Below are 17,029 nucleotides of genomic sequence, written 5' to 3'. Positions count from 1 at the left end.
CTCCCCACCCGTGGGGGAGATGGCCGGCAGGCCAGAGGGGGGTTGGCACGGCGCGACCTCAAAAAGATACCTGGAGAACACTGACATGCTTCAGGCAGATTTCGTCATCATCGGTTCCGGATCGGCGGGCTCGGCCATGGCCTATCGCCTGTCAGAGGACGGCAAAAATTCGGTGATCGTCATCGAGGCGGGGGGCACGGATTTCGGGCCATTCATCCAGATGCCGGGGGCGCTGGCCTGGCCGATGAGCATGAAACGCTACAACTGGGGTTATCTCTCCGAGCCCGAGCCGAACCTCAACAACCGCCGCATCACCGCGCCGCGCGGAAAGGTGATCGGCGGGTCGTCGTCGATCAACGGGCTCGTCTATGTGCGTGGTCACGCCGAGGATTATAACCGCTGGGAGGAGCTCGGCGCGCAGGGCTGGGCCTATGCGGACGTGCTGCCCTATTTCAAGCGGATGGAACATAGCCATGGCGGCGAGGAAGGCTGGCGCGGCACGGACGGGCCGCTGCATGTAAAGCGTGGGCCGGTGACCAATCCGCTCTTCCACGCCTTCATCCAGGCGGGCTCCCAGGCCGGGTTCGAGATGACCGAGGACTATAATGGCTCGAAGCAGGAAGGTTTCGGGCTGATGGAGCAGACGATCCATAACGGTCGCCGCTGGTCCGCCGCCAACGCCTATCTGCGGCCGGCGCTAAAGCGCAAGAATGTCCAATTGATCTATGGGCTGGCGCAGAAAGTGGTCATCGAGAACGGCCGGGCCATCGGCGTGGAGATCGAAAGGCGGGGCGTTACCGAGACCATTATGGCCAACCGCGAGGTGATCGTCTCGGCCTCCTCCTTCAACTCGCCGAAACTGCTGATGCTGTCCGGTATCGGACCTGCGGATCATCTGAAGGAGATGGGCATCGAGGTGAAGGCCGACCGGCCGGGCGTCGGCGCCAACCTGCAGGACCATATGGAATTCTATTTCCAGCAGGTTTCGACCAAGCCGGTATCGCTCTATTCCTGGCTGCCCTGGTTCTGGCAGGGGGTGGTCGGCGCGCAGTGGCTGCTGTCGAAGGGCGGCCTTGGCGCCTCCAACCAGTTCGAGGCCTGCGCCTTCCTGCGCTCGAGCGCCGGTCTCACTCAGCCGGATATCCAATACCATTTCCTGCCGGTGGCGATTTCCTATGACGGCCGCGCGGCGGCAAAAAGCCATGGGTTCCAGGCGCATGTCGGCTACAATCTGTCAAAATCACGCGGAAGCGTGACGTTGCGCTCGTCCGATCCGAAGGCCGATCCGATGATCCGCTTCAACTACATGAGCCATCCCGAAGACTGGGAGAAGTTCCGCCACTGCGTGCGGCTCACCCGGGAGATCTTCTCCCAGAAGGCGTTCGACCAGTATCGTGGTCCGGAAATTCAGCCGGGGGAGCAGGTCGAGACCGACGACCAGATCGACGCATTCCTGCGCGAGCATCTGGAAAGCGCCTATCACCCCTGCGGCACCTGCCGCATGGGCCGTGCCGACGACCCGCTCGCGGTCGTCGATCCGGAATGCCGGGTGATCGGGGTCGAGGGCCTCAGGGTCGCGGACTCGTCGATCTTCCCGCATGTGACCTACGGCAACCTCAACGGCCCCTCGATCATGACCGGCGAAAAGGCGGCCGACCATATTCTCGGCAGGACGCCCCTGCCCCGCAGCAATCAGGAACCCTGGGTCAACCCGCGGGCGATGGTGAGTGACCGGTAGTCAATGGCGCAAAACGTAAGGTACGCGAATTCCCGGCAGATTTGCAGGAAAGTCCTTCGTGTTCCTTGTGACGAGCAGCATTGAGTGAGTATCCGCGCTCGCCCAGATGATCGCATCGGGAAGCTTCATCTTGTGCTTCTGGCGAAGGGACACGGCCCTTTCGGCAACTGCATCGTCAAGCGCGATGATATTCAGCGCATTAAGGAATTCTCGTGTTGCCGCAGCGAGATGTGGAGGCACACCGACGAGCACTTCCATCCATGTCACAATGCTGATGCTTGGATTTTCGTATCGTTCAAATTCCTCACGCCCCTCGGATACGGAATTCAAATAATCGACGATAATATTCGTATCGAGAACGGCGCTATCGCTCACCATTCATCGCGGACTTTTTGCTGAAAGTCCAAGCCATCGACGATGCGATTACCCCACAGGCCGAAAGCTTCGGCTCTCTTTTGCTTGTCACTTTTCTGCAGAAAATCGTGCACGGCACGCTCGATCAGAACAGATCGAGATATGTTCTCCTTCTGCGCCAAACGGTCCAATGCCTCGACTTCAGCATCTGGCAACTCGACTACGGTCTGCAAGTAAACCTCCACGGTCACGGTCAACCGATAATACTCAAAATGACGCGACGAAACCAGCCTACAAAAACCCGATCCATCTGCCGGCAATCACCGCGCTGATCCAGAGCACGATCGAGAGGACGGCGGAAAACCGAAGTGCCGTCGTCGGCGCATCGCCGGCGAGCACCGCCCGCCACCCGGGATTGAAATGAACCACAGCGACGTTCAGAAGGCCAAGCGCCACGAAGCCGAGTTTGGCGAGGAAAGCCGGGTTGCGGGCATATTCCAGCGGCCGGACCGAGAACAGACAGAGGCCGGTGAGGATGGCGAGGATGACGCCGGCGCCGGCCAGGCGCGACAGATAGGGCGCGACCACGGCAAGCGGGATGGCCGGGGCAAACCCTAGCAGCCGGAGGTCGAGCGCCAGGATGGCGCCGAACAGCATGCCGATGCCGAGGATGTGCGCGGCGTTGACCAGAAGATAAAGCGTCGAAGAGGTGATCAGCGCCCGCGCGAGCGGCGTTTCAGCAGCCATGGCGAGGAATTCCATGCCCGCCTCAATTGGTCTTGATGCGTTCCGGATAGATATCGAAGGTCTTGCCGGAAACCACGATCCGGACGGCCTTCAGGCGTTTTTCACTGCGGTCTTCGGAGCGGTTGCCGGTGGCGGTGATCGGGTCACCGACCTTGGCCTGCCCTTCGACGAATCCGGAGCGCTGGGTCTGGTTGGGATTGCCGAGCTCGACGCGCCAGACGCCGTCTTCGGCTCTGACTTCGAGCGTCGGATGCGGCGGTGCGAACGAAATCGACTGGATCGTACCCTTGAGGTCTATCTGGTCGGCTTGCGCCCAGGACCAGCCGTGATGAGCAACGGCAGTGCCGGCGAGCGACGCGGCGATCATGGTGCTGGCTAGAATGCGGGCGATCGAAAGGCGGGGCATGGCGGCTCTCCTATGTTCCGGATCATATGCCGGAGATGTAGGCCGTCTCCGAAGATGACCAGAGGTTTCACCGTTTCTTGAACGTCAGCCCGCTATCGACGGTCAGTTGGTCGCCATCAGCGCCACGGCCCTGTCGACGATCAGGCGGTTGAGGGCGCGGTAGTCGCCGTCGAAATGGTGGCCGCCTTCGCGGGCGAGAACCTGGGTGCCGCGGATCTCCCGGACTGCCGGGCAGGCGCTGTCACCTTCCTCCAGCCCGTAGATGCATTGGATCTTGGACGGCTCGACCTCGCGAAGATCGTCGACCGGATCGCCGTATTTGCCACTGCCGGTAAAACCGAGCCAGCCGGTCACGTCGATCTCGAAATCCGCCTGGTGCGACAGCGCCAGAAGCGAGACGAGCGAGATCGCCTGCTTGTCGGCCTCCGGCAGCAGCCGGTAGGTGGCCGGCAGGACATTGGCACCGAAGGAATATCCGATCAGCAGGACGTTATCGACGTTCCAGCGTTTGCGGTAGGAACCGATGATATGGGAAAGGTCGGCAGCGGTCTGTTCCGGGGTTCGCTCGCTCCAGAAATAGCGCAATGCATCGACGCCGACGACCGGGATCCCCTCTTCCTTCAGATAGGCGCCGAGCTGCTGGTCGATATCGCGCCAGCCGCCGTCGCCGGAATAGATGATCGCCATGGTGTTGTGTTTCGGCGTCGCATGGATCGGCACGATCGGCAGATTGAGCGGCGAAGCGGACTGGGCGAGCCGCCGGACCGTGGCCGATGTATTCTCCAGCAGTGCCACATCCGCGCCGCCAGCCGTTTCCAGGTACTCGATCGCGGGATGGGTGTTTTTCAGATTTTCCGTGTGGATGCGGCCCGCCGCATCGGCCTCTGGAGTGAAGACGACGCGGACGGGATTGGGGAGATCGCCTTCCGTCAGGCCGTAGACGGTGCCGCCGGGGACCGGCGTCTTTGGCGCCGGTGTGCAGAGGATGGTCGACAGCGGGATGGCTGTCTGCGGGTCGATGGCAAGCGTCTCGGCAATCGTCGAATCCGGCGTCTGGGCGGCGATGGCCAGCGCCAGCGTACCGCCGTCGCCAATGCCGGCCACGACCGGCGGGTGATAGGTGGCGATATCGGCCGAACGGTGCAGCTGGCGCGTCACGTCTTCGATGTCGGAAACCAGATAAAGGCAGTCGTCCCGCTCTTCCTCGAGCGCTGCGTAATAGTCGCGAATATCCACGCCGACCACCAGGGCGCCGTCCCTGACCAGCGCCTCGGACGTCCGCTCCTCGCGATCCGACCAGCCCTCGCCGCCCGAAAGCAGCACCACTACTCCGGTCGCCTTGGCTTCGGGAAAGGAAATCCGGTCGGTCGGCAAGCTCCTGGCCTTCAGGGCCGGGTCGGAGACGATATTGACGATGGCGGCGACGAAGGTGATGCCTGCAACAATGACCGGCAAAAGCTTCATCTGCGAAGGATGCCCTTCAGCCCGCCGCCGATCAGCATGGTAACATCGACCAGTGAAACGACCGGCAGGCCACGGCCGGAGACGGCGATGTAACGCGGCTGCCATTCCGGATCGAACTTGTCCTTGAACAACCTCACGCCGCGGAAATTGTAGAAACGCTCGCCATTCTGGAAGATGCGCTCGCACACGTGGTTCCAGAGCGGCGCCTTGCTATGGGTCGAAAGGCCGGCAAGCGGCGCCATGCCGAGGTTGAGGGTGCGAAAACCTGCAGCCCTCAGATGCTCCATGATCCGCACGAACAGCAAGACCATCATGCCCTGATGAGCATTCGGCAGGTGTCGCATCAGGTCGATGCAGGCGTCCCCGGCGGAGCCGGTCGAAAGGACGTTGGCGAATGCAACAATCTTGCCCTCGATGCGGATGACGCCAACCGGGCCGGCCGCCACGTATTGAGGCTGGAAGGTTCCGAGCGAAAAGCCTTTTTCCGTGGCATTCTGGGCCGTCAGCCAGACACGGGAGACGGACCGGAGTTCATCGAAAACTGCGGGCACGTCATCTGCCTCGATCATCGAAAACTCAAGACCGTCGCGAACCGCGCGGTTGACCGCGCGCCGAAGCCTGATCCGGGTGCCACCCTTGAGGTCGAATTTCGTCAGGTCAACCACCGCCTGTTCGCCGAGCTTGTAGGGCTTCAACCCGGATTCGACGGTGAGCGGCAGAAAATCCGGGGAGACCTGATAGAAAACGGCACGGCAGCCCGACTTGCGGGCATGTTCCATGAATTTGAGCGTCAGGCCGGACCAGGCACTGCCGGGGCCGATGGGATCGAACAGCGCCACCCAGGAACGGCCCTGCTGGGCGTACATGATGAACGCGTTGCCGCAATCGGAAAAAAGCAGCTTCTTGTCGCCGAGGCGGACGAGACCGGCGCTCGCATTCGGCTGGGTGGCGAGAATTTCGATGGCGCGGTTCATCTCGTCGCTCGCCGGCGGCTTGCGGCAGCGCCGCGGGCGCCGCAGCCGGTTGGTGGCAAGCGTGCCGATCAGGAGCGTCAGCGCCAGGCCGGTCGGTGCCTGGATATTGGTGTTCGACAGAAGCAGGCTCCAGCCGAGCCTCACCAGATTTTCCTCGAGGAAAACACTCACGCCAAGCGCGATCACGAACAGAACGAAACCGAAAGACAGAAGAATGCTCGTATCGGGAGTCAGGCGATCAATCAGCACCCTCCCCATAGAGATGGCCGATTGTGCCGATTGCTTTGCGGGCGAGCCGGCGACCGGCTCTGAGGGTTCTTCGAGGTGGGCAATGTCTGCCATAGGTTATCCGTCGCGGAAATAAGCGTTAGGCCTGCATTTCGTCAGAGCTTGCGCCCATAAGGTTCTTACCTGTTCTGCGTCAATCAACAATTGACACATATCAATTTTGGAAAACTTTCCGTGATTAAGGTAAAAACGTCACGCAATAACGGCGCGTGCACTGCGATTTCAGCGGCACAATATATGCCGCTGCGTGTACGGGCGACCCATGTCATCTCGAGGCTGCAGAAACGCTATTTGCGGAAAACCTTCCAGCGTGTCGGACGGAAGCGTGTTTCGCTGCCGAGCTCGATCGGCGCATGCAGCGGCACCTCCACCTCGACGTGATACGGCGCGTGACCCTCATTGGCGATATCGATCTCGGCGATGCGGGTGCCGGCGAGGCGGCGGCAGGCGGTGACCTTGCCGAACAGCGCATCCGGCGCGTCGACAAGCGTCACGTCTTCCGGCCGGAAGAACAGTTCCCCTGCCCCGTCGCCCGCCTCCGCAATGCCGATCGGCTGGCCCTGGAAAAGCATGGTGCCGTCTTTCATCTCGACCGGGAGCTGCGAGGACTCGCCGATGAAGGAGAAGACGAAGGGCGAGCCCGGCCGGTCATAAACGTCGTCAGCCGAGCCGACCTGCTCGATCTTGCCCTGGCTCATGACCACGACGCGGTCGGCGAGTTCCAGCGCCTCTTCCTGGTCATGGGTAACGAAGACGGTGGTGTGGCCGGTGCGGTCGTGGAATTCCCGCAGCCAGCGGCGGAGTTCCTTGCGCACCTTGGCGTCGAGAGCGCCGAACGGTTCGTCGAGCAGGAGGATGCGCGGCTCGATCGCCATGGCGCGGGCAAGTGCGACGCGCTGGCGCTGGCCGCCGGACAGCTGGTTCGGATAACGCTTCTCAAGCCCGCCGAGCTGGACCATCTCCAGGAGTTCGGAGACGCGGCGGCGGATTTCCGTTTTGGGCGGGCGGCTGGCGGTCGGCCGGACCTTGAGGCCGAAGCCGATATTCTCGGCGACCGTCATATGCCGGAACAGCGCATAATGCTGGAAGACGAACCCGACATTGCGCTCCTGCACCGAATGATGCGAGGCATCCTGGTCACCGAAGAAGATCTTGCCCGATGTCGGGTAATCGAGGCCGGCGATGAGGCGCAAGAGCGTCGTCTTGCCGGAGCCCGAGGGGCCGAGCAGCGCGATCAGCTCGCCGGATGCGATCTTCAGCGACACGTCGTTCAGCGCCGGGAAACGATCGAATTCCTTGCGGATATTGTTGATGGTGACTTCCATCTAGCCTCAGACCTTTCAATGCCTGCCGCCGGCAGCGCCGGCACCGAACCGAAGTTCGAGAAGGGTTTTCAATGCAAGGGTGACGAGCGCCAGCAAGGCCAGCAGCGAGGCCACCGCGAAGGCCGCGACGAAGTTATACTCATTATAGAGTATCTCCACATGCAGCGGCATGGTGTTGGTGAGGCCGCGGATATGGCCCGAGACGACCGAGACGGCGCCGAACTCGCCCATGGCGCGGGCGTTGCAGAGGAGCACGCCGTAGAGCAGGCCCCATTTGATGTTCGGCAGCGTCACATACCAGAAGGTCTGCCAGCCGGATGCGCCGAGCGACAGGGCCGCCTCTTCGTCGCCGGTGCCCTGGTCCTCCATCAGCGGGATCAGTTCGCGCGCGACGAAGGGAAAGGTGACGAAGACGGTGGCGAGCACGATGCCCGGCACCGCAAACAGGATGGTGATGCCGTGGCTTTTGAGGATCGGGCCAAGCAGGCTGCTGGAACCGAAGAGCAGCACGTAGACAAGGCCGGAAATGACCGGCGAGATCGAGAACGGCAGGTCGATCAGGGTGATCAGGAAGGACTTGCCCTTGAATTCGAACTTGGCGATCGCCCAGGCGGCGCAGAGCCCGAAGACGAGGTTGAGCGGAACCGAAATCACCGCCACCAGAAGCGTCAGGCGGATCGCTGCGGCCGCATCCGGCTCGATCAGGGCCTCGTAATATTCTTGGCCGCCCTTGCGGAAGGCTTCGACGAAGACGGAAACCAGCGGCAGAAGCAGGAAGAAGGCGAGGAAGGCGAGCGCCAGCCCGATCAGCAGGATCTTTGCGAGCGGCCGCTCGTCGGCGGGACTGCGGAAGGCCGGCGGTTTGCCGAGTGCGGAGCGGGCGTCTTCAGACATTGCCGTATCTCCTTCGGTTCCAGGCCTGGATGAGGTTGATGATGAAGAGCATCACGAAGGAGATGATCAGCATGATGGTGGCGATCGCCGTCGCACCCGCATAGTTGAACTCCTCCAGCCGGATGACGATGAGGAGCGGCGCGATCTCTGAGACGTAGGGAATATTGCCGGCAATGAAGATGACCGAGCCGTATTCGCCGACACCTCTGGCGAAGGCGAGCGCAAAACCGGTCAGGATCGCCGGCGTCAGCCCCGGCAGGATCACCTTCGAAATCGTCTGGAAGCGATTGGCGCCGAGCGTGGCTGCGGCTTCCTCCACCTCGCGGTCCAGTTCCTCCATGACCGGCTGCACGGTGCGTACCACGAAGGGAAGGCCGATGAAGACCAGCGCGACGACGATGCCGAGCGGCGTGAAGGCGATGCGGAACGGCATGAACAGCGAACCGACCCAGCCGTTCGGCGCATAGAGCGCTGCAAGCGCAATACCGGCGACCGCCGTCGGCAGCGCGAACGGCAGGTCGACGATCGCATCGATCAGCCGGCGACCGGGGAAATTGTAACGGGTCAGCACCCAGGCGACGACGGTGCCGAAGACGACATTGACCAGCGCGGCCGCAAAGGCGGTGCCGAAGGATATATAAAGTGCGTCCAGCGTGCGCCGGTCGGTCAGAACAGCGAAAAACCCGCTCCAGCCAAGCCCGGCGGTACGCCAAAGCAGGCCGGCAACGGGGATCAGGATAATTATCGACAGGTAGGCGAGCGAAAAGCCGAGCGTCAACCCGAAACCCGGGATGATGCTCGGCCGTTTCAGTCGCCACTTTGCCGGTGAGGCAGTGGCGTTATGGATCATTTAATATTCCGACTTACTTACCGGGCTTGTAGATCTGGTCGAAAACACCGCCGTCACCGAAATGTTCGGGCTGCGCCTTTTTCCAACCGCCGAAGATAGGATCGTCGATGGTGACGAGCTTGATGTTCGGCAGCGCCTTCAACAATTCCGGCTTTACCACATCGGGCTTCGAAGGACGATAGAAGTGCTTCGCCGCGATATTCTGGCCTTCGTCGGAGTAGAGATACTGCAGGTAGGCTTCAGCCTGCTTGCGGGTACCCTTGGAATCGACGGTCGCATCGACCACTGCGACCGGAGGCTCGGCGAGGATCGAGATCGGCGGAACGACGATCTCGAAGGCATCCTTGCCGAATTCCGCGCCGGCGAGATAGGCCTCGTTTTCCCAGGCAAGCAGCACGTCGCCGATCTGGCGCTGCGCGAAGGTGACCGTCGAGCCGCGGGCGCCCGTATCGAGGACCGGAGCGCGCTTGTAAAGCTCGCCGACATAGGCCTTGATCTTGGCCTGATCGCCCTTGTACTCCTCGTTCGCCCAGGCCCAGGCGGCAAGGTAGTTCCAGCGGGCGCCGCCCGAGGTCTTTGGGTTAGGCGTGACGATCGATACGTCGCCCTTCACCAGGTCGCCCCAGTTCTTGATCCCCTTCGGATTGCCCTTGCGGACGAGAAAGACGATCGTCGACGTGTAGGGCGATGCATGGTTCGGCAAACGGTCACGCCAACCGGCCTTGATCTTGCCGGACTTCTCGATCGCGTTGATGTCGCTTTCGAGCGCCAGCGTCACGACATCGGCCTCAAGGCCATCGATGACGGAACGGGCCTGCGCGCCGGAACCGCCATGCGACTGGCGGATCGTCACATCCTCGCCGCCCTGGGTTTTCCAGTATTTCGCGAAGGCGGCGTTGAAATCCTTGTAGAGCTCGCGGGTCGGATCGTACGAGACGTTGAGAAGCTGGCTATCGGCAAAAGCCGGTGCAACGATGCCGGCCGACATCCCGGCCGTCAGGGACAGACCAAGGGCGACGGCGCCCAGACGCGCACCCAGTCGCTGGCTCAATCCCGGGGCAAAATTGAACATGAGGTTCCCTCCTGTGGTTCTGCCGAAACTCTATCGGTTAGGTCGTCTTAGTCAATCGAGGGCGAGAAGAAGGCAAAACTGTTTCCCTTTGACGGTCTGCGACGACAAAGAAAGCATTAACCCTCACTAGATGGACAGAATGCCCGCGTTGGCAAACAGGTGGTTTGCAAAATCACAATCCGACCATAATCGGGATTTTGGCGGCGCGGGAGAAGGATTTTGCGAGCGACTTGGGGGAAGTCTGCTGAGATGCCCACGGATAAGGGTTGGCCTTCGAGGCTGGCACCCTCTTCTCCCCAGCGGGGAGAAAGTGGCCCGAAGGGTCGGATGAGGGGGGCGGAGCCAATGACTACTTGGCGAGCTTTGTGGGCGTGGCCCCCTCATCGCCTCGCTTTGCTCGGCACTTCTCCCCGCTGGGGAGAAGAAGGGTAGCCGCACCGCTCACGCATGCGCTTGAGGAAAGCTTCGTTGTCGAAGGGCTGCGGCGGTCCGGATAGCTCGCCGGCGATCAGGGCATCCTGCAATGCCTTGATCCGCGCCAAATGATCACTGAGCGAAATGAGGGTGCTGCGCGCCATGTAGCCTCCTGCTCGAAGCAACATACCAAATTTTGGTACACGGCCAAGCCGGAAGCAGGCCTCAAGCCGTCAGCAGTTCCCTGACCGGTGCCTTGGTATCCCCGGCGCCTTCGACGGCATCGGCGATCGTGGTGTTGAACAGCACGTCGCGGGTCGCATCGGCGACACGGGCGAAGACGTGGCGGATTTCGCAGAGGTGTTCGCCGTCGCAATCCTCGCATTTGCGGTAGGCGGTCTGCGACAAGCAGGGCAGCGGCGCGATCGGGCCGTCGACCAGGCGCAGGACCTCGCCGAAGGTGATGGCGTCGGCGGGTTTCAGGAGAAGATATCCGCCCTGCTTGCCGCGGCGGGAAACGACGATGCCAGAGCGTTTGAGATCGAGCAGGATCTGTTCCAGGAATTTCTTCGGAATGCTCTGCTGGAGGGCAATCTCGGAAATCAGCATCGGCGCTTCGGGATCGGCCTGTGCAAGGGCGGCCAAGGCCCGAAGGGCATATTTCGCTTTCTGGGATATCATCACGCAACCATCGACAATAGCGCCGCCGCAAGGCAAATGGTCCTCACGGCGCCGCTCACTTCAGCTTCGTTTGGGGCATCCACAGGGTCGCCAGAGGGGCGCTCAGGGGCTGCAAATCCACCAGGGGAAACAGCGCCCCGGAGACATGTTCCCGGAATAGCTCAAATCACGCAAAAATACAAACCAATGCAGGGGTTTCCGGGATAAAATCGGTCACTTTTGGTTAAGGCGGCAGGTTTTCTGTGTGAGCGCTGCTTTGGAGAGATATTTGCTCCGCATCACCATGGGAAGAAACAGGTTTTCCTGTCCTTGAGCGCGCTGAATCTGGATAATCAAGCAATCGCTCACGGAAGAAGACCCATGACACTGCACGATGCCGCCGGCCGGGACCGCCTGGAACTGGCTGCCACCCTCGACGCCAAGCTTGAAAGCCTTGATCTTGCCGGCCGTCTGGCGCTTGCCGCCGAACTCGGCCATGCCGTGTTCACCACCTCGCTCGGCATCGAGGACCAGGTGATATCAGCGGCGATCGGCACGCACCGCCTGCCGGTCGAGGTCTCGACGCTCGAAACGGGGCGGCTGTTCAAGGAAACCGTCGACCTGATCGGCGAGACCGAGGAGCGCTACGGCATCGAGATCCGGCGTTTTCGCCCTGAGCAGGACGACGTCGACGAATACGCGGCGAAATACGGCCTCAACGGCTTCTACGACAGCGTCGAAGCCCGCCACGCCTGCTGTCATGTGCGCAAGCTGAAGCCTCTTGCCAAGGCTTTGGCCGGCGCCGACGTGTGGGTCACCGGCCTTCGCCGCGGCCAGTCCGGCAATCGCGCCACGACGCCGTTCGCCGAATACGACGCCGAACGCAACCTGATCAAGATCAACCCGCTGGCGGACTGGGACATCGACACGATCAACGCCCATGTGGCTTCGGAAGCGATCCCGGTCAATCCGCTGCACAAGCGCGGTTATCCGTCGATCGGCTGCGAGCCCTGTACCCGCGCCATCAAGCCCGGCGAGCCCGAGCGCGCCGGCCGCTGGTGGTGGGAAAACGACGAGAAGCGCGAATGCGGCCTGCATGTGCCGGAAAACGCCGCTCAACCGATCGCAGAGCTTGGCCCCCAAGCGAACTGAAGCCCTTTCTTGTTTGTTTCTAGAGACTACCCGGAGACCGAAATGCCCTTGTCAGTACAGGAAACGGAAGTGAAGAACCCGCCCGTTTCCAGACCGCCGCTCGATCCGCATCTGAAGGCCCTCGAAAACGAAGCGATCCACATCTTTCGCGAAGTGGCGGCGGAATTCGAAAAACCTGTCATGCTCTATTCGATCGGCAAGGACTCGTCCGTCCTGCTGCATCTCGCCCGCAAGGCCTTTTATCCCGGCCGCGTCCCCTTCCCGCTGCTGCACGTGGATACGACGTGGAAGTTCAAGGAGATGATCGAGTTCCGCGACCAGATCGCCGAAAAATACGATCTCGACCTCGTGGTCCACACCAATCCGCGCGGCGCCGAGGAAGGCATCACGCCGTTCAGCCACGGTTCGGCGCTCTACACCGACATCATGAAGACCGAAGCACTGCGCCAGGCGCTCGATGCCGGCGGCTACGACGCGGCCTTCGGCGGGGCCCGGCGCGACGAGGAGGCCTCCCGCGCCAAGGAACGCATCTATTCGTTCCGCACCCCGGACCACAAATGGGACCCGCGCAACCAGCGCCCGGAACTGTGGAACGTCTATAACGGCATGGTCCGGAAAGGGGAAAGCGTGCGCGCCTTCCCGCTCTCCAACTGGACCGAGGTCGACATCTGGCGCTACATCCAGGCGGAAGACATCCCGCTCGTGCCGCTCTACTACGCCGCCGAACGCCCCTATGTGGAGCGCGACGGGATGATGATCCTTGCCGAGGATCCGCGGCTTGAACTGCTGCCCGGCGAAACCGTGCAGCAGGGCATGATCCGTTTCCGCACGCTCGGCTGCTTTCCGCTGACCGGGGCCATCCGCTCGACCGCCTCCAACCTCGAAGAGGTGATCGCCGAGCTCGAAATCGCCACCGTTTCCGAACGCCAGGGCCGCGCGATCGACCGCGACCAGTCCGGCTCGATGGAAAAGAAGAAGCGCGAAGGATATTTCTGAGATGACCGCTCCAGCCCAAACCGCCTCGGCGACCATCCTGCCATTCGCAGAACCCCTGAAGACCGTGCGCGACACGCGCCCGCTGCGCCTCATCACCTGCGGCTCGGTCGACGACGGCAAGTCGACGCTGATCGGCCGGCTGCTCTGGGACACCAAGGCGGTCAAGGAAGACCAGGCCGCGACGCTTGCACGCGATTCGGGTGGCCAGAACGACCTTGGCCTGCCGGATTTCGCCCTGCTGCTCGACGGCCTGCAGGCCGAGCGCGAACAGGGCATCACCATCGACGTCGCCTATCGCTATTTCTCGACCGACCGGCGCTCGTTCATCGTCGCCGATACGCCCGGCCATGAGCAATATACCCGCAACATGGCGACCGGCGCCTCGACCGCCGATCTCGCCATCCTGCTTGCCGACGCACGCGCCGGCCTGCTCGAACAGACCCGCCGGCACGCGACGATCGCCGCCCTGATGGGCATCCGCCAGTTCGTGCTCGCCGTCAACAAGATCGACCTCGTCCACTACGACAAGGCCGTCTTCGACAGGATCTCCCACGAATTCCGGGAATTCGCCCTGTCGCTCGGCGTGCGCCAGATCACCGCCATCCCGATGTCGGCGCTCAAGGGCGAAAACGTCGTTTATCCGGCCGACGCTTCGATGCCCTGGTATGACGGTCCGACCCTGGTCGAGACGCTGGAGCTGGCGACCGTGCGCTCCACCCAGGCCGGCGGTTTCCGCCTGCCGGTGCAGCGCGTCGTCCGTCCTGGCGAGAGTTTTCGCGGATATCAGGGGACTGTCGCGGGCGGCTCGGTGAAGCCCGGCGACTCGGTCGTCATCCTGCCTTCCGGCACGGTCGCCAATGTCAGCCGGATCGTCACCTTCGACCTGGTGCGCAACGCGGCGGTCGCAGGCGATGCCATCACGCTGGTTCTCGACCGGCAGGTTGACGTGGCGCGCGGCGACGTGATCGTCTCGCTCGACGGCCAGCCGATGACCGGCCACCATTTCGACGCCCAGCTCGTCTCGCTGCAGCCGGGCGGCATCGAGCCCGGCAAACGCTACTGGCTGAAGAGCGGTTCGCGCCGCCAACGCGTCGCCGTCGAACCGATCAGCCAGCTCGAACTTGCGACCGGCAAGTGGCAGCCGCATGCCTCGACGCTCGCCATGAATGCGATCGGCAAGGTGCGCCTTTCCTTCGAGGAACTGGCGGTTTTTGACGCTTACGAGCAGAACCGCTCCACCGGCGCCTTCATCCTGATCGATCCGGATACGCTGAACACGGTCGCGGGCGGCATGATCACCGCCAAGCGCGCCGAAATCGGCGGCATCCACCGCGCTGATGCCCCAGGCGGCCAACGCGTCGTGCTGTCGCTGCCAGCCGATCTCGCCGAGCAGCTGATGGCGAGCGAACTCTTCGCCAACCGCCGCGACGAGACCGAGGTCAAGCGGATGACGGCCAAGCAGGCGGCAGAACTGTTCTCCAATGCCGGCGGCGATATCTGATCGTTTCGAGCGACGGGAAATGGAAAAGGGGCCGGAAAGCCCCTTTTTTTGTCGCCAAGTCCACCATCGGCAAGTCCACGATCAGGCGAGCGGCCGCGTCGAACCGCGCTGGATGAGGTTGAACGGCAGCTGGATGACGCGGCTCGGCAGGCATTCGTCGTTGATGGCCCGAACGATGAGATCCGCGGCCTGATAGCCCATTTGGAAACGCGGCACGCGGATGGTGGTCAGCCTCGGTTCGGCGCAGAGCGCGAAATCCAGGTCGTTATAACCGCAGATCCCCAAATCATCCGGCACGCGCAGGCCCGCCCGTTGCGCCTCGAACAGCGCGCCGAGCGCAAGATCGTCGTTCTGGCAGAATACCGCGTCGATATCGGGTGCCGTTTCCAGCAGCCGCTTGAAGAGGTCGCAGCCGAGCTGCATGCTCGTTTGCTTGTGCTCGGTCATGACGAGGCCCGGATCGTAGAGCCCCGCCTCCTGCATCGCCAGCGCATAGCCATCATGACGCCGCTGCGCGCGAAGATCGCGGCTGCCGCCGATCAGGCCGATGCGGCGATATCCGCAGGCGAGCAGATGGCGCGTCGCAGTCTCCGCCGCCTCGCGGTGATTGATGCCGACCGCGATACCCGAGGGCAGCAGGTTGAGATCGACGATCTGAACCACCGGGCACGGCGCGCGCTCAAGCAGATCGCTGACGCGCTGGTCCTGCAATCCCGTCAGCAGGATGCCGGCCGGATGCTGTGACAGGAAAAGCTTGACCTGACGGTATTCCTGGTCCGGATCGTGGTTGGTATTGGCATATTGGATGCGGAAATCCGTATCGCGCACCCGTTCCTCGATGCCGCTCATGATGCCGAGATAGGCATGATTGGTCAGCGCCGGCGCCAGAACCCCGATAATACCGTTATGACGGCTTGCGAGCGCCCGGGCAGCGAGATCGGGCACATAACCCATCTGCTCCACCTGGCGGAGAATCTTCTGCCGAAGCGGCTCGGACACCTTTTCCGGTTCTCGCAGGGCGCGGGACACGGTGATCGAGCTGATCCCGAGAACGTTTGCAACGTCGAGCAGGGTCACCCGTTCCGATCTGGCGCGTCTAGGCGGCATGCGTTCTGCGGCCCTCTCCCCTGCCAGGTGCAGGCGGCCGCCCGAAGCGGTTCCTGAGCCGGAAGGTCTTCCACAAGTTACACGTTCCCGCTGCCATGATGCCGCAACGGCATATCCAGACCTAGTATAATTTCGTCCCGTCAAAGTGTGGGTTGTGGATAAGACCGATCCAGTGGCGGACTCCATGATCCGCCATACGGGGAGCCTTGGGGACTAAGGTTTTTTGCGGGAAAAACTTTGTCGGGAAAGCGAAATCTCTTGGGAAACCAAGGATCAGCTGGTCGGAGTGGAGTGATTCGAACACTCGACCCCCACGTCCCGAACGTGGTGCGCTACCAGACTGCGCTACACTCCGTGACCAGCGGCGCCTCTATAGACCAGCATTTTTCATTGTACAAGCGCCGCTCATGAAAAATATGCGACAGCGGCGCGGTGGCCGGCGCCCTCCCGCCGGAAAGCCGGGAAACCAAGGCGTTGCAAAAAAGCGGCGCAGGAGAAATTTGATGTCGATGGGCTCTCATCGCCTCGCGAAGCCCGACAAAAATCTGTTACGTGCAGTCTCGAAAGCCCTGCCTCCCAGGTACAACAGAAGACATGAAGGATTTTTCAGGATCATGAGCCGCCGCGTCATCGCATCGACTGCCCTTTTCGCGCTCGCCCTTTCGGCCTGCACCACCGTCAGCGTTGCCAGCAATCCGATCGAGAGCCGCTGGGTGGGTCACTCGGCCGGCGAGTTCTTCGCGAAATTCAGCCCGCCGATCAGCGACACCGACGACGGCTCGACGACCATCTACAACTGGCGCGGCGGCTACAAGCGTATCAAGCAGCAGGACGGCCGCACCGCCAGCGTCAGCTGCACGGCGAAGATCACCGTCTCCTCCAGCTACGTGATCCGCGACATCACCATCGTCTCCGATCGTCCGGGCGCCAACGGCCCGAGCTATTGCACGGAACTGCTTGCCGCCAGCTGAGGCGTCGCCCGCGCAAGCGGATGACATAAGTCATGAAAGCCGCCGGCCGCCGCCCGACAGGGTGAGGGCCGGCGGCAATTTCTGAATGCACCGCAGCGAAAGCGATGCTAGATCTC

The 17,029-nt window shown here is 62.2% G+C and carries 18 protein-coding genes and 1 tRNA gene; 5 read left to right on the top strand and 14 right to left on the bottom strand.

Going from position 1 to position 17,029, the window contains the following annotated elements:
- The first annotated feature begins 85 nt into the window (after positions 1-85).
- Positions 86-1,738, top strand: a complete 1,653-nt coding sequence (gene betA, locus LZK81_RS05485) for a choline dehydrogenase (RefSeq protein ID WP_233955431.1) — start codon at positions 86-88, stop codon at positions 1,736-1,738.
- On the opposite strand, the gene LZK81_RS05480 is transcribed toward betA, so the two are convergent.
- From LZK81_RS05480 to LZK81_RS05425, 12 genes are all read right to left on the bottom strand, one after another.
- Complete coding sequence (locus LZK81_RS05480) at positions 1,739-2,116, bottom strand: type II toxin-antitoxin system VapC family toxin (protein WP_046607137.1); 378 nt, start codon at positions 2,114-2,116, stop codon at positions 1,739-1,741.
- Positions 2,110-2,325, bottom strand: coding sequence for a CopG family transcriptional regulator (locus LZK81_RS05475; RefSeq protein ID WP_046607262.1), 216 nt, complete (start codon positions 2,323-2,325; stop codon positions 2,110-2,112). The genes LZK81_RS05480 and LZK81_RS05475 overlap by 7 nt, the downstream gene beginning before the upstream one ends.
- A 58-nt stretch (positions 2,326-2,383) precedes the next feature.
- Positions 2,384-2,854, bottom strand: coding sequence for a DUF6644 family protein (locus LZK81_RS05470; protein ID WP_233955430.1), 471 nt, complete (start codon positions 2,852-2,854; stop codon positions 2,384-2,386).
- 7 nt (positions 2,855-2,861) lie between these two features.
- Positions 2,862-3,206, bottom strand: coding sequence for a DUF6152 family protein (locus LZK81_RS05465; protein ID WP_233956480.1), 345 nt, complete (start codon positions 3,204-3,206; stop codon positions 2,862-2,864).
- A 141-nt stretch (positions 3,207-3,347) separates the two neighbouring features.
- Positions 3,348-4,709, bottom strand: coding sequence for an AcvB/VirJ family lysyl-phosphatidylglycerol hydrolase (locus LZK81_RS05460; RefSeq protein WP_233955429.1), 1,362 nt, complete (start codon positions 4,707-4,709; stop codon positions 3,348-3,350).
- Positions 4,706-6,025: a phosphatidylglycerol lysyltransferase domain-containing protein gene (locus LZK81_RS05455; protein ID WP_233955428.1), complete on the bottom strand. Its 1,320-nt coding sequence runs from the start codon at positions 6,023-6,025 to the stop codon at positions 4,706-4,708. The genes LZK81_RS05460 and LZK81_RS05455 overlap by 4 nt, the downstream gene beginning before the upstream one ends.
- 233 nt (positions 6,026-6,258) lie before the next feature.
- The gene (locus tag LZK81_RS05450) at positions 6,259-7,296 is read right to left on the bottom strand and encodes a sulfate/molybdate ABC transporter ATP-binding protein (RefSeq protein ID WP_233955427.1); all 1,038 of its coding nucleotides are present in this window, start codon (positions 7,294-7,296) and stop codon (positions 6,259-6,261) included.
- A 15-nt stretch (positions 7,297-7,311) separates the two neighbouring features.
- Positions 7,312-8,190 (bottom strand): sulfate ABC transporter permease subunit CysW, encoded by an 879-nt coding sequence (cysW, locus tag LZK81_RS05445; RefSeq protein WP_046610794.1) that lies wholly within the window; start codon positions 8,188-8,190, stop codon positions 7,312-7,314.
- On the bottom strand, positions 8,183-9,040 hold the full coding sequence (cysT, locus tag LZK81_RS05440; protein ID WP_046607131.1) for a sulfate ABC transporter permease subunit CysT: 858 nt from the start codon (positions 9,038-9,040) through the stop codon (positions 8,183-8,185). The genes cysW and cysT overlap by 8 nt, the downstream gene beginning before the upstream one ends.
- Before the next feature lie 13 nt (positions 9,041-9,053).
- Complete coding sequence (locus LZK81_RS05435; RefSeq protein ID WP_326491503.1) at positions 9,054-10,112, bottom strand: sulfate ABC transporter substrate-binding protein; 1,059 nt, start codon at positions 10,110-10,112, stop codon at positions 9,054-9,056.
- Positions 10,113-10,492: 380 nt separating this feature from the next.
- Positions 10,493-10,714, bottom strand: coding sequence for a type II toxin-antitoxin system ParD family antitoxin (locus tag LZK81_RS05430; RefSeq protein ID WP_418936472.1), 222 nt, complete (start codon positions 10,712-10,714; stop codon positions 10,493-10,495).
- 37 nt (positions 10,715-10,751) lie between these two features.
- Entirely contained in the window at positions 10,752-11,207 is a 456-nt protein-coding gene (locus tag LZK81_RS05425; RefSeq protein WP_046607259.1) for an RrF2 family transcriptional regulator, read from the bottom strand.
- A 360-nt stretch (positions 11,208-11,567) separates the two neighbouring features.
- Here LZK81_RS05425 and LZK81_RS05420 point away from each other — a divergent pair, with 360 nt between their 5' ends.
- From LZK81_RS05420 to cysN, 3 genes are read left to right on the top strand one after another with little or no spacing between them, the layout of a single operon-like run.
- Positions 11,568-12,338, top strand: coding sequence for a phosphoadenylyl-sulfate reductase (locus tag LZK81_RS05420; RefSeq protein ID WP_046610796.1), 771 nt, complete (start codon positions 11,568-11,570; stop codon positions 12,336-12,338).
- A 42-nt stretch (positions 12,339-12,380) separates the two neighbouring features.
- Positions 12,381-13,334 carry a sulfate adenylyltransferase subunit CysD gene (gene cysD / locus LZK81_RS05415; RefSeq protein WP_038540771.1) on the top strand — a complete coding sequence of 318 codons (954 nt, stop codon included), beginning with the start codon at positions 12,381-12,383 and terminating at the stop codon, positions 13,332-13,334.
- Between the two features lies 1 nt (position 13,335).
- Entirely contained in the window at positions 13,336-14,835 is a 1,500-nt protein-coding gene (gene cysN, locus LZK81_RS05410; protein ID WP_233955425.1) for a sulfate adenylyltransferase subunit CysN, read from the top strand.
- A gap of 81 nt (positions 14,836-14,916) precedes the next feature.
- On the opposite strand, the gene LZK81_RS05405 is transcribed toward cysN, so the two are convergent.
- Both LZK81_RS05405 and LZK81_RS05400 read right to left on the bottom strand, forming a co-directional pair.
- A complete protein-coding gene (locus LZK81_RS05405) occupies positions 14,917-15,942 on the bottom strand; it encodes a LacI family DNA-binding transcriptional regulator (RefSeq protein WP_233955424.1) in 1,026 nt (341 codons plus the stop codon).
- Positions 15,943-16,220: 278 nt separating this feature from the next.
- Positions 16,221-16,297, bottom strand: a tRNA-Pro gene (locus tag LZK81_RS05400).
- A gap of 259 nt (positions 16,298-16,556) precedes the next feature.
- On the opposite strand from LZK81_RS05400, the gene LZK81_RS05395 reads away from it, so the two are divergent.
- Positions 16,557-16,913, top strand: coding sequence for a hypothetical protein (locus tag LZK81_RS05395; protein WP_233955422.1), 357 nt, complete (start codon positions 16,557-16,559; stop codon positions 16,911-16,913).
- Positions 16,914-17,029 lie beyond the last annotated feature (116 nt).

This window comes from Neorhizobium galegae (assembly GCF_021391675.1).
Taxonomy (GTDB): domain Bacteria; phylum Pseudomonadota; class Alphaproteobacteria; order Rhizobiales; family Rhizobiaceae; genus Neorhizobium; species Neorhizobium galegae_B.
The sequence above is the reverse complement of the archived record's forward strand: the minus strand, read 5'-3'. Positions and strand labels throughout refer to the sequence as shown.

Coding starts and splice junctions, on each gene's coding strand:
- LZK81_RS05425 (WP_046607259.1), bottom strand. CDS start 11,207: ATGATATCCCAGAAAGCGAAATATGCCCTTCGGGCCTTGGCCGCCCTT.
- LZK81_RS05450 (WP_233955427.1), bottom strand. CDS start 7,296: ATGGAAGTCACCATCAACAATATCCGCAAGGAATTCGATCGTTTCCCG.
- LZK81_RS05435 (WP_326491503.1), bottom strand. CDS start 10,112: ATGTTCAATTTTGCCCCGGGATTGAGCCAGCGACTGGGTGCGCGTCTG.
- LZK81_RS05395 (WP_233955422.1), top strand. CDS start 16,557: ATGAGCCGCCGCGTCATCGCATCGACTGCCCTTTTCGCGCTCGCCCTT.
- LZK81_RS05465 (WP_233956480.1), bottom strand. CDS start 3,206: ATGATCGCCGCGTCGCTCGCCGGCACTGCCGTTGCTCATCACGGCTGG.
- LZK81_RS05405 (WP_233955424.1), bottom strand. CDS start 15,942: ATGCCGCCTAGACGCGCCAGATCGGAACGGGTGACCCTGCTCGACGTT.
- betA (WP_233955431.1), top strand. CDS start 86: ATGCTTCAGGCAGATTTCGTCATCATCGGTTCCGGATCGGCGGGCTCG.
- cysW (WP_046610794.1), bottom strand. CDS start 8,190: ATGTCTGAAGACGCCCGCTCCGCACTCGGCAAACCGCCGGCCTTCCGC.
- LZK81_RS05420 (WP_046610796.1), top strand. CDS start 11,568: ATGACACTGCACGATGCCGCCGGCCGGGACCGCCTGGAACTGGCTGCC.
- cysD (WP_038540771.1), top strand. CDS start 12,381: ATGCCCTTGTCAGTACAGGAAACGGAAGTGAAGAACCCGCCCGTTTCC.
- cysT (WP_046607131.1), bottom strand. CDS start 9,040: ATGATCCATAACGCCACTGCCTCACCGGCAAAGTGGCGACTGAAACGG.
- LZK81_RS05460 (WP_233955429.1), bottom strand. CDS start 4,709: ATGAAGCTTTTGCCGGTCATTGTTGCAGGCATCACCTTCGTCGCCGCC.
- LZK81_RS05480 (WP_046607137.1), bottom strand. CDS start 2,116: ATGGTGAGCGATAGCGCCGTTCTCGATACGAATATTATCGTCGATTAT.
- cysN (WP_233955425.1), top strand. CDS start 13,336: ATGACCGCTCCAGCCCAAACCGCCTCGGCGACCATCCTGCCATTCGCA.
- LZK81_RS05455 (WP_233955428.1), bottom strand. CDS start 6,025: ATGGCAGACATTGCCCACCTCGAAGAACCCTCAGAGCCGGTCGCCGGC.
- LZK81_RS05470 (WP_233955430.1), bottom strand. CDS start 2,854: ATGGAATTCCTCGCCATGGCTGCTGAAACGCCGCTCGCGCGGGCGCTG.
- LZK81_RS05430 (WP_418936472.1), bottom strand. CDS start 10,714: ATGTTGCTTCGAGCAGGAGGCTACATGGCGCGCAGCACCCTCATTTCG.